6 protein-coding genes, 1 tRNA gene and 1 riboswitch are annotated in these 12,294 nt (G+C 41.8%); of the genes, 4 read left to right on the top strand and 3 right to left on the bottom strand.

Annotation, left to right across the window (positions count from 1 at the left end):
* Positions 1-27 precede the first annotated feature (27 nt).
* Both F0227_RS06870 and metA read left to right on the top strand, forming a co-directional pair.
* Positions 28-104 (top strand) — tRNA-Asp (locus F0227_RS06870).
* Positions 105-835: 731 nt separating this feature from the next.
* Positions 836-1,777 carry a homoserine O-succinyltransferase gene (gene metA, locus F0227_RS06865; RefSeq protein WP_171752453.1) on the top strand — a complete coding sequence of 314 codons (942 nt, stop codon included), beginning with the start codon at positions 836-838 and terminating at the stop codon, positions 1,775-1,777.
* A 157-nt stretch (positions 1,778-1,934) separates the two neighbouring features.
* Here the strand turns inward: metA and F0227_RS06860 are convergent, their stop codons facing one another.
* Positions 1,935-3,224, bottom strand: a complete 1,290-nt coding sequence (locus F0227_RS06860) for a sodium:proton antiporter (RefSeq protein ID WP_171752452.1) — start codon at positions 3,222-3,224, stop codon at positions 1,935-1,937.
* Positions 3,225-3,415: 191 nt separating this feature from the next.
* On the opposite strand from F0227_RS06860, the gene metH reads away from it, so the two are divergent.
* Positions 3,416-7,096: a methionine synthase gene (gene metH, locus F0227_RS06855; RefSeq protein WP_171752451.1), complete on the top strand. Its 3,681-nt coding sequence runs from the start codon at positions 3,416-3,418 to the stop codon at positions 7,094-7,096.
* Positions 7,097-7,192: 96 nt separating this feature from the next.
* Here the strand turns inward: metH and lysC are convergent, their stop codons facing one another.
* Complete coding sequence (gene lysC / locus F0227_RS06850; RefSeq protein ID WP_171752450.1) at positions 7,193-8,566, bottom strand: lysine-sensitive aspartokinase 3; 1,374 nt, start codon at positions 8,564-8,566, stop codon at positions 7,193-7,195.
* Between the two features lie 104 nt (positions 8,567-8,670).
* A riboswitch (Lysine riboswitch) is annotated at positions 8,671-8,848 on the bottom strand.
* A gap of 344 nt (positions 8,849-9,192) precedes the next feature.
* Here lysC and F0227_RS06845 point away from each other — a divergent pair.
* Entirely contained in the window at positions 9,193-10,314 is a 1,122-nt protein-coding gene (locus F0227_RS06845) for an alanine--glyoxylate aminotransferase family protein (RefSeq protein ID WP_171752449.1), read from the top strand.
* Between the two features lie 91 nt (positions 10,315-10,405).
* Here F0227_RS06845 and F0227_RS06840 read toward each other — a convergent pair whose 3' ends face one another.
* Positions 10,406-12,193, bottom strand: a complete 1,788-nt coding sequence (locus tag F0227_RS06840; protein ID WP_171752448.1) for a PglL family O-oligosaccharyltransferase — start codon at positions 12,191-12,193, stop codon at positions 10,406-10,408.
* Between the last annotated feature and the right edge of the window lie 101 nt (positions 12,194-12,294).

Here is a 12,294-nt window from a genome sequence, read left to right as displayed (position 1 = left end):
GTCTTTATTTAGTAAAAGATACCATGTGGAGTGGTAGTTCAGTTGGTTAGAATACCGGCCTGTCACGCCGGGGGTCGCGGGTTCGAGTCCCGTCCACTCCGCCATTTATTCTTAGGAATAAGAAAGTAAGCCTTAGCAGAAATGCTGAGGTTTTTTTCGTTTAAGCGCGGTAGTTCAGTTGGTTAGCCTCTTTGTTAGAGAAAGCGGCCTGTCACGCCGGGGGTCGCGCTTGTTTTCAAAGAGTAGCGAGTCCCGCCCACTCCGCCATTTATTCTCAGGAATAAGAACAGTAAGCCTTAGCAGAGATGTTAAGGCTTTTTTGTGTTTAAGCGGTTATAAAAAAATACCGATGGTTAGCTCTAGCAAAGCGGGCAGCGGAGCGGTAGTTCAGTTGGTTAGCCTCTTTGTTAGAGAAAGCGGCCTGTCACGCCGGGGGTCGCGCTTGTTTTCAAAGAGTAGGGAGTCCCGTCCACTCCGCCACTTATTCTCAGGAATAAGAACAGTAAGCCTTAGCAGAGATGTTAAGGCTTTTTTCGTTTAAGCGCGGTAGTTCAGTTGTGCCATCAATGTTCCCGACATTGATTGGCATTCACTCCGTCCATGGAGATTCTAGCCTCTTTGTTAGAGAAAGCGGCCTGTCACGCCGGGGGGCGAGCTTGTTTTCAAGGAGTAGGGATTCCCGTCCACTCCGCCACTTATTCTCAGGAATAAGAACAGTAAGCCTTAGCAGAGATGTTAAGGCTTTTTTGTGTTTAAAATTCACAAAGCCTCGACTTTTAATTTTCTATGGGCTAGTCTGGATATATAGACGTCTAGATAGCTTATGGAGAGAGCAATGCCTATTCGGATACCTGATCGGTTACCCGCTTCTGATGTATTGAAGAACGAAAATATTTTTGTGATGCCAATGTCTCGCGCATCCACTCAAGAAATCCGCCCATTAAAAGTGCTGATTCTCAACTTAATGCCGAAAAAGATTGAGACTGAAACACAGTTCTTGAGATTACTATCGAATAGTCCATTGCAAATAGATGTTGAACTGCTTCGTATCGATAACCGCCCTAGTAAGAATACGCCTACAGAACATTTAGATACCTTTTATCGTCAATTTGAAACCGTGAAAAATCGAAATTTTGATGGGTTAATCATAACGGGTGCTCCGCTAGGGCTGGTTCAGTTCGAAGATGTCATTTATTGGGAACACTTAGAGAGTATTATGACATGGGCAAAAAACCATGTTACCTCTACACTGTTTGTCTGTTGGGCGGCACAGGCAGGATTAAAGCTACTTTATGATTTGCCTAAGAAGACGCGAAAAGAGAAATTGTCTGGTGTATATAACCATCGAATACATGATGAGCATCATCCCATCTTAAGAGGATTTGATGATAACTTTTTGGCGCCTCATTCTAGGTATGCAGACTTTAGCTATGACTACTTGGAACAGCATACTGATCTTGATATCTTGGCGACATCTGATGTTGCAGGGGTTTATTTAGCATCGACCAAAGATAAAAGAAATGTTTTTGTAACTGGGCATCCCGAATATGAATGTTTAACACTGCATTCAGAATATGTCAGGGATCTCGCGGAGGGAATGGACCCAGCGATTCCTGTGAACTATTACCCCAATGACAACACGGATAATACTCCAATTGCCAGTTGGCGAAGTCATGGTCATCTACTGTTTTCGAACTGGTTAAACTATTGTGTATACCAACAAACACCTTATGATCTTGAGCAGTTTTCTGAAGCCAACTTTACCAAGGATGATTAGGGTTAATAAGAATAAATTTCTACACTAAATCATGTTGATTGCAGTGATAGATTGTGACTTTTATCTACCAGACATGGGTATCGTTACCCATGTCTGTCTTACTTAATTGTGTTTGACTGGTTTTAGAGATAACCAGACCACTGTAAGGTTAAATTTGTCACTCTTGCTGAGAATTTATTTGTTCTACTTTCTTTGCTTTATTGATTAAAGGGGTGATGGTTGACCCTTGTATCAGAATAGAAAATATAACAACGGAGTAAGTCATAACCAATAGTATTTCTTTTACATCGATTCCTTTTTCTGGAACCACCATTACTCCTGAAGGGATTGCCAATGCCATCGCTATTGCCAAGCCGCCTCGTAACCCTCCCCAAGTCAGTATTCTTATCGACCACGGGTTATAATGTCTAAATCGATTAAAGCCTTGGTAACAGAGCCAGATACTCAAGAATCGGCTAACAAGTACGAGAGGTATTGCAATTATCATCACAAGCCAGTCTTCCTGATGGAATTTGAACAGCAGCATCGATAATCCGACAAGCAAAAATAGTATCCCATTCAAAAACTCGTCAACAAGTTCCCAAAAATGATCAAGGTGATCGGCGCTCTCTTTAGAGAAGCCGACAAATCGTGTCCAGTTACCAATTAGTATCCCTGATACTACCATTGCTAACGGTCCTGAAACGTGTATAACATCTGCGAAAACGTATCCTGCTGTTGGTATACCAATCGTTAATAGTAGCTCCATCGAATGGTCATTGGTCGCGCTGATTAAGTAGTGAAAAATTAATCCCAGCACAAGACCGTAGACTAGTCCTCCTATAGCCTCATGCACAAACAACATAGTAATTGAGCTTATTGTTGGAGTTTCATTTCCAAATGCGATGGTGAATAGGGTCACGAAAATAACAAGGCCAAATCCATCGTTGAAAAGGGACTCTCCTTCGATTTGCGTGGATATACGTTTAGGAGCATTAAGTTTTTTAACAATGGCTAGAACCGCAATAGGATCTGTTGGTGAAATAAGGGCTCCAAAAAGTAAGCAGTATATGAGATCTAGCGGCATATTGATGATGATAGTGATGCCGTACAGAACAAAGCCAATAAAGAAAGTAGAGAAGAGAGTGGCAAACAACGCCAGCACCGTTATTTCCCACTTCTGGTCCTTAAGATGAGGAAGTTTTATGCCTAGTCCTCCGGCAAATAATAAGAAACCTAAAACACCTTTTAGAAGAAAATCTTCGAAATTTATATCACTCATGGTATCACTGGCGATCTCAGTCAAATGAAACCAATGGTTTTGGCCTGCGACGATTATGGTGAGTGAAAGCATTATTGAGCCAGCAGTGATCGCAATGGTTGTTTGCATTTTGCCTATTTTGCTATTCACAAAAGCGATAGCCATGGCTGCAGCCGCGAGAAAACAGAGAGTATTGTAGACAGGCATGATTCATTTTATTGATTGGTGAGTAGTGAACGGATTTTGCGCTTCTGATGCAAATTATTCAAATCTAAATGAAAAATAATTGTTAACACTTGGATTTTCAGTTAACAGGAAATCAATTGGTTTAGACGTCTAGATTTCTATTTAAACTGTGGTAGGATGTATCGTAGTAAGTAATGGATTGAGGCTGTACTGTGACTGGAAGCAAGGTAAGAGATCGTATTGAAGCGATATTGAAAGAACGAATTTTATTGATTGATGGTGGTATGGGCACCATGATTCAAAGCTATAAATTAGAAGAGAATGATTATCGTGGTGAACGCTTTTCTGACTGGCCTAGCGATCTTAAAGGAAACAACGACCTCTTAGTATTAACTCAGCCTGAAATTATTAAAACCATCCATTGCGAATATTTGGATGCGGGCGCCGATATTCTAGAAACAAACAGTTTTAACGCTACTTCTATCGCCATGGCTGACTATGGTATGGAGAGCTTGAGTGAAGAGATTAATTATCAAGCTGCGCGATTAGCACGAGAAGCGGCTGACGAATGGACATTAAAAACCCCAGATAAACCTCGATTTGTTGCTGGGGTACTTGGACCGACAAACCGCACTTGTTCTATCTCACCTGATGTTAATGATCCCGGCTTTCGAAACGTTAGTTTTGACGAGTTGGTTGAAGCCTATTCTGAATCAACCAAAGCGTTGATCAAAGGTGGGTCGGATCTGATCTTGATAGAAACAATCTTCGATACTTTAAATGCTAAAGCGTGTGCATTTGCTGTGGACTCAGTGTTTGAAGAGCTTGCCATCGAATTGCCAGTGATGATTTCAGGTACGATTACTGATGCGTCAGGTCGAACGTTATCTGGCCAGACAACAGAAGCATTTTACAATGCTTTACGACATGTTAACCCTATCTCCTTTGGTTTGAACTGCGCATTGGGCCCAGATGAACTTCGTCAATATGTCGTTGAAATGTCGAGAATTTCAGAAACATTTGTTTCTGTTCACCCAAACGCAGGCTTACCTAATGCATTTGGTGAGTATGATCTTTCTGCCGAAGATATGGCACAGCATGTTGCTGAGTGGGCTGAAAGTGGATATCTAAACCTAATTGGTGGCTGTTGTGGTACGACACCAGAGCATATTCGTCAGATGGCGAACGCGGTTAATAACGTTGCACCTAGAAAGCTTCCTGATATCGCCAAAGCTTGTCGTCTATCTGGGCTAGAGCCTCTTACCATTAAAGAAGATACGTTATTTGTTAATGTGGGTGAGCGAACAAATGTAACGGGCTCTGCACGTTTTAAGCGATTAATTAAAGAAGAGCTGTATGACGAAGCATTAGAGGTGGCTCGTCAGCAGGTGGAAAATGGCGCTCAAATCATCGATATAAATATGGATGAGGGCATGTTAGATGCGCAAGCTTGTATGGTTCGCTTTTTGAATCTATGTGCCTCTGAACCCGAAATTTCTAAAGTTCCCATTATGGTTGATTCATCAAAATGGGAAGTAATCGAAGCCGGTTTAAAATGCATTCAGGGTAAAGGGATAGTGAACTCTATCTCTTTAAAAGAAGGCAAAGAAAAATTTATCGAGCAAGCCAAACTCATTAGACGTTATGGCGCGGCCGTTATTGTGATGGCGTTTGATGAAGATGGTCAGGCTGACACCAGAGAAAGAAAAATAGAGATCTGTACGAATGCTTATCGAGTTTTAGTGGATGAAGTTGGCTTTCCAGCAGAAGATATCATTTTTGATCCAAATATATTTGCTATTGCGACTGGGATAGATGAGCACAATAACTACGCTGTCGATTTTATCAATGCTGTAGCGGACATTAAGCGGGACTTACCTTATGCAATGATATCGGGTGGGGTGTCGAATGTTTCATTCTCATTCCGAGGTAACAATTATGTTCGCGAAGCCATTCATGCGGTGTTTTTGTATCACTGCTTTAAAAATGGCATGGATATGGGGATCGTTAACGCTGGTCAGTTAGAGATCTACGATAATGTTCCAGATAAGTTGCGCCATGCGGTAGAAGACGTAGTACTTAATCGCAGAGATGATGCCACTGAACGGTTACTCGATATTGCTAATGAGTATCGTGATAATGGCGTTGGTAAAGAAGAAGATTCTTCTGCACAAGAGTGGAGAAGTTGGTCAGTAGAAAAACGCTTGGAGCACGCATTAGTTAAAGGCATTACGGAATTTATAGTTTCGGATACAGAAGAGGCTAGGTTACAGGCAGACAAACCATTAGAGGTTATTGAAGGACCCTTAATGGAAGGGATGAATGTCGTCGGAGATCTATTCGGTGAAGGAAAAATGTTTCTTCCTCAAGTAGTGAAATCTGCACGAGTGATGAAACAGGCTGTTGCGCATTTAGAACCTTATATTAACGCAGCTAAACAAGCGGGCAGTACAAATGGAAAAATCTTGCTGGCGACCGTTAAAGGTGATGTGCATGATATTGGTAAAAATATCGTAGGAGTGGTTCTTCAATGTAATAATTACGAGATTATTGACCTTGGCGTCATGGTTTCTTGTGAGAAAATTTTAAAAGTTGCCAAAGAAGAGAATGTCGACATTATTGGCTTATCAGGGTTAATCACGCCTTCATTAGATGAGATGGTACACGTCGCTAAAGAGATGGAGCGTCAAGGGTTTGATTTGCCATTGATGATCGGTGGGGCGACGACATCAAAAGCTCATACCGCAGTAAAAATAGAACAAAATTATTCTCAGCCTGTTGTTTATGTAAATAATGCATCACGCGCCGTTGGAGTATGTACTTCACTATTATCTGATGAGTTAAAGCCTAGTTTTGTAGAAAAACTGGATAAAGATTATCAACGAGTACGAGAGCAGCACAATCGCAAAACACCAAGAACAAAGCCTATTAGTTTAGAGAAAGCTCGCCTGAATCGAGTGGATATTGATTGGCCATCCTATACGCCTCCTGTGCCTAAAAAAGCCGGTGTGCATGTGTTTGAATCTTGTGACATAAAAACGTTGCGTGGCTATATTGATTGGACACCTTTCTTCATGACTTGGTCACTGATGGGTAAGTACCCAGCAATTTTTGATCATGATGAAGTTGGAGAAGAAGCTAAGCGACTATTTGACGATGCTAACGCTTGGTTAGATAGAGTGGAAACTGAGGGGCTACTTAATGCTAAAGGCATTTGTGGCTTATTTCCTGCGGCGGCAGTAGGAGATGATATTGAAGTGTATACCGATGAAACACGAACTGAGGTGAAAACGAGATTACATCATCTACGACAGCAAACAGAAAAGCCGAAAGGGTTTAATTATTGTTTGTCAGACTATATTGCTCCAAAAGAATCTGAAAAGCTTGATTGGATTGGAACATTTGCCGTGACTGGTGGAATAGGCGAAAGGGAGCTTGCCGACAGCTATAAAGCACAAGGTGATGACTACAATGCCATTATGGTTCAAGCTGTAGCGGATAGACTTGCAGAAGCACTTGCTGAATATCTGCATGAAAAAATACGCAAAGAGATTTGGGGGTACGCCGAGAATGAATCTCTGACGGCCGATGATCTCGTTCGAGAAAAATATCAAGGTATACGCCCAGCGCCAGGATACCCAGCTTGTCCGGAACATAGTGAAAAGCAACAAATTTGGGACCTAATGGAAGTTGAAGAGAATATTGGTATGGAGCTTACATCCAGCTACGCGATGCTACCGGGAGCGTCAGTTTCTGGTTGGTATTTCTCTCATCCAGAATCTCGATATTTCGCTGTTGCTAAAATTCAGTCAGATCAAGTAGAAGATTATGCGGCAAGAAAAGGTTGGGACTTACAGCAAGCTGAAAGGTGGTTAGCGCCGAACATTAATTGATGTGGTTTCAAACAAAAAAATGGGCATTTTGCCCATTTTTTTATTCTTTGAGTTGGGCTGTATGACTGGTCATATAGCTCCAAATTAATACCGTCACTATTCTCTAAGTTCAAATAACTCTTTATGTAGTAACTGAATGGAACGTCTTGAATCAGCTGAACGAACTAAGAAGCATAGATTGTGTTGACTCGCACCATAGCAGATCATACGTAAGTTAATATCTTCAAGAGTACCAAATACTTTTTTAGCGTACCCTTTACACTCACTCATATTGTTACCTATCAGAGCAACCAGACAGAGATCCTGTTCTACTTCTACACTGCAAAGCTGTTCTAGCTCTTGTTGCGCTTGATGAGGAAGCTCGGGAGAGCCGCCGGAAGTATTTGTTTGATCTAATGTTAACGAGACACTCACTTCTGATGTTGTTATCAGGTCAACGGAGATTTTATACTTAGCCAGAATCTTAAATACTTCAGCCAGGAAGCCGTAGGCATGAAACATATTTGGACTATGCAATGTCACCATAGTTTGATTGCAGCGAAGGGCGACAGCTCGAAAGAGTGGAGCACTGCTGACTTGTTCCTTGATCCATGTGCCTCCTTTTTCTGGAGCTTTAGAAGAGCCGACAAACACTGGAATTTGATGGCGCAAAGCAGGAAGTAACGTAGATGGATGAAGTATTTTAGCTCCGAAATTGGCCATCTCAGACGCTTCACTAAAGCTAATTTCTGCGATAGGAGTGGCTTTTGGGGCGATTCTTGGATCGGTTGTGTATATTCCAGGAACATCCGTCCATATTTCTAATCCTTTGGCTTCAACCGATTCTGCGATTAAAGCCGCACTATAATCGCTTCCGCCTCTGCCCAATGTTGTGGTATTTCCCGCGTCATCAGAGCCGATAAACCCTTGTGTAATCACAACATGGTCATTGCATAGAGGAACCAGTTTCTGTTTAGCAAGCTTAGATATTTCGACTAAATTGGGTTCTGCTTTACCAAACACAGCAGATGTTTTCATAATATCGCGTATATCAAACCGGACAGCTTCGATGCCTCGCTCTCTCATAATCTGAGTTAAGATATGAGTCGACATCAGTTCGCCACTTGCGACCAGATGATCCGTTAATTGATCGCTGGGTTGAATCGCCGCTTGTTCAGCAACCATTGCGATATCTTGCAGTAGAAGGTGCACGTCTCTTTCTGTTTGCAAAGGATCCGCGAGTTCATCAATTATGCTGTCATGAATTTCTGCCAATTGACTCAGCAGCGCTTTTCGTCGTTCTGAACTGGTACCATTTGCAAGCTCAACAAGTAGATTTGTTACTCCTGAGCAGGCACTACTTACCACCAATCTCGTGTTGGGGTTGTTTTCTATAATGGCTGCACAACGGCTCATGGCTTCAAAGTTGGCAACACTTGTGCCACCAAACTTCGCTACATTGAATGCGCTCACGGCGTTTCTCCCTATCATTTCATCCATAAAATTGAATATTCAGTAATTATTACTAAGCGATAATTGCGATGTAACCGAGAAGAGAATATAAGAGCAGAGGGGAAAGCGTGATAAAAGCAATATACCTCAGAAGCTCTTCACCAGATACTCTGGCGACAGTTGGCAGGATTCAGCCTACACAACCGACAAATATTTACACTCACTAAATACTCATCTCGGCATTGCTCCCCATAAATGTTATGTATTGGAGTTGAGGCTCCACAATAACACCTGCCTGGGCAATGCTCCTCTTCTGCTATCAAAGCTGACGGAATTAACAACATAGTGTCGGTTAACTCAATCTTCTTCATTGAACGTTTTTGCAGCATAAAAGTCAATGGCTAAATGAATTTTTAGTCAAAGAATATTCACGGATTAAATTTCTGGTTAGACCACTAGACTTGAGTCGCATTGTTGAAAGAGATATTTTCCTTTAGGCTAGTGAACCTATATCTCTCGATAGGCGGTTTAGTTAGTATTGTTGTGAGGTTTACCTATCGTAGCTTCCTATTTATTCGAAATATTTGAGGGGGATATAACGGGTAGTTAATAATTATAAATGACCGCTATTTTTAGAAAGGACTAATTGTTAGAAAGGACTGATTATGACCATACAAAGCTTTATCCCTCCTCAAAGAACATTAATGGGGCCAGGGCCATCAGATATATACCCGCAGGTGTTGCAAGCTCTCAGTCGTCCAACGATTGGGCATCTAGATCCGCTCTTCGTCGCTATGATGGATGAGTTAAAGCAGCTTTTGAAATACGCTTTTCAAACAGAAAATGAGTTCACTATCGCGGTTTCAGCTCCGGGTAGCGCTGGTATGGAAGCGTGTTTTGTTAACCTAGTTGAACCGGGCGATAAGGTCATTGTCTGTCGCAATGGTGTATTTGGCGAACGAATGCGTGAGAATGTCGTTCGTTGCGGCGGGGAAGCGATTGTTGTCGATGATGAGTGGGGCAGCCCTGTCAGTGTTGAAAAAGTAGCTGCTGCGTTGGATGCTAATCCCGATGTTAAGGCTCTAGCATTTGTTCATGCCGAGACGTCGACAGGTGCATTAAGTGATGCACAGTCATTGGCTCGTTTAGCGAAAGAGAGACAAGTACTGACTATTGTCGATGCGGTAACTTCACTTGGGGGTGTTCCTCTGCTGGTGGATGAATGGCAGCTGGATGCCGTTTACTCGGGCAGTCAAAAATGTCTTTCGTGTGTTCCCGGACTTTCGCCACTTACGTTTTCTCAGGCCGCTATCGATAAGATTCAGCAACGAAAAGAACCCATTCAAAGCTGGTTTTTGGATCAAAGCTTGGTGTTAGGATATTGGAGTGGTGATGGAAAACGTAGTTATCATCATACTGCTCCGGTAAATAGCTTATACGCTCTACATGAAGCGTTGTTACTACTTAAGAATGAAGGGCTCGAGAATGCATGGAATCGCCATAAGACTATGCACAATAAGCTTAAGCATGGCTTAGAAGCGCTCGGTGTTTCATTTGTTGTTGATGAACCTTATCGTTTACCGCAGTTGAATGCTATTTATATCCCTGAAGGTGTCGATGATGCCGCGGTTCGCTCTCATCTTCTTCAGCAATATAATTTAGAAATTGGTGCCGGTTTAGGCGCTTTAGCAGGTAAAGCGTGGCGTATTGGTTTAATGGGATACGCGGCTCGAAGTGAAAATGTTGCACTATGCCTTAAGGCATTAGAAGAGACCCTAAACGAGTAATTCATCGCCCATGATAGGATAATCGCCACTAAGATTCTGGTGATTATCCTGTAGATTTATAGTGAGGATAAGTCACAAAGGCAGTGGTATTTTATGCTTTCTTATCTACGCTGTTATCTTTGTTTTTATCTGCGGGTTGAATATTGAATACGGGATCAATATGGATGACCGAGAAATCTTGCTGAGGGTAAAGGTAGCTCGCTTCGTCTCGAATCTGTTCCGCTTTACTTACTTCTCCTACACCTAGGTACGCCAGAATAAGGCTCTTATAGAGTTTAGAGCTTGGTGTCTGTTGAATACTATCCAGTGACCATTCGATATAACCAACAACTTTATCGAGCTGTTTATTTACCAAGCCATTTTTTAGCTGGTTGCTGTGTATTTGCCAGTTCACTTCCTGTTTAAATGTTCCTGAATAAATAATGTTATCAAGTAGTTCCATTCTTTTTGGGTAGGACTGAGCAAACTGCTTTAGCTGATAGTTAGTGTGTAAAGACAAAGTCATATAACTGATTAACAGAATAGGTAATATGACACTTGTTACTTTAAAAAAGTGGACGCTGGTGGTTCGAATACCATAGTGCTTATATTTTGCCGTTCTTTGGTCAACCCAAAAAATCAGGACAATGAAGGTAATCCAGTGTATGGATGATTGATAAAAAGGGTTTTCGAGCTGAGCATGCAAAGCGATAGGCATGAGTAGTGATAAAATAGCAAGCCGTGTCCCTTTGCGTGTTGAACTGATTTTAAATAGAACAAAAAGTGCCGCAAGGATAATACCTATGACAGGAATTAATCCTCCTTCAATACCCCAGAAAAGTACCTCATTAAAAGGATGAGTTACATCCTCTATTGCGACTGGATAATTTGAGTTGAGCTGATGTTGCCTCGCGGTATATAAAAGGTATTCAGATTCGAATTGACCTAAACCATAACCAGTAAATGGCTTCTCGATAAACATATCTATCGCTTGAGGCAGTACTGTTAGCCTTGCACTTTCAATCGGTTTTTCACCGCTGAGAGAACTAAGATTGCCCGAAGAAAAGGCCAATATTCCCCCTAAACAGATTCCCGCCAAGAGGGCAAAAGACCAGCCAATAAAGCGTTTTTTAGTCGAAAATCGGTAAAGGTAGGGAACGATAAGCAGTACACTAACCAGTGAGATAATCCAGCCGATACGAGATGCCAGCAGTGTAATTAAAGGGACGGTAATTAACGGCATAATATAAAGAAGCGCTGTTCGTGACAGTTTTTCTCCATACTTTCGTTGTTGTCTGGCGAGCAAGTATCCGGATAAAACTAAGCCAGTGGCCAGAAAGCTACTCATCGCATTGATATTCTGGAAGATACCAAATGGTTGTTTTAGTGAATCATCAAGGGTGATGATAGCTTGATGATTTAGCACAAAAAACTGCACATAAGCGAGTAAAGCTTCTATACAGACGGCCAAAATAATAAACCACAGCAACCTTTGTTTATGGGCATTACTTAGTGAAAATTGCTGCAAAATAACGAATAACAGCCAGCCCAACCATAGCCCTGCTATTCGTGGTAGAACAGAAGGTAAGTTTGGCGGTGAAGAGAAAAACAGTGGTATTGAAATGATAAGGCAGCTAATGAGTAAGCCAATGGTCAATTTGGAATAGCGAATCTGCTTTGATAGCGCCATTTGGTAGATTCCAATGGCGAACACCCAGCTTAAGCCAAACCATGTGGCATTATTAAAAGGAAGAGCAAGCCCTAAACCGCCGAGATTAGCAATATAAAAATGCGACGCTATAAGGAAGACAAAACCTATAGCGTACATAAATCGACGATTCAATGGTGCCTTAGGTTTTTGAGGCGCTAAGCGCGTTCCGCTAAGGTGAATGATTGCCATTGCTACTTTCCTATTAAAAAGCGAGCTATCGCTCGCTTCTGAAGTTACTGCTTATCTTACCTTTTTTTTCTATTTCATCATACCCAACTGATCTTGAGATA

It is taken from the genome of Vibrio sp. 99-8-1 (assembly GCF_013114595.1).
Taxonomy (GTDB): Bacteria; Pseudomonadota; Gammaproteobacteria; order Enterobacterales; family Vibrionaceae; genus Vibrio.
Note: the sequence above shows the minus strand (reverse complement) of the source record. Positions and strands in the feature narration are given on the sequence as shown.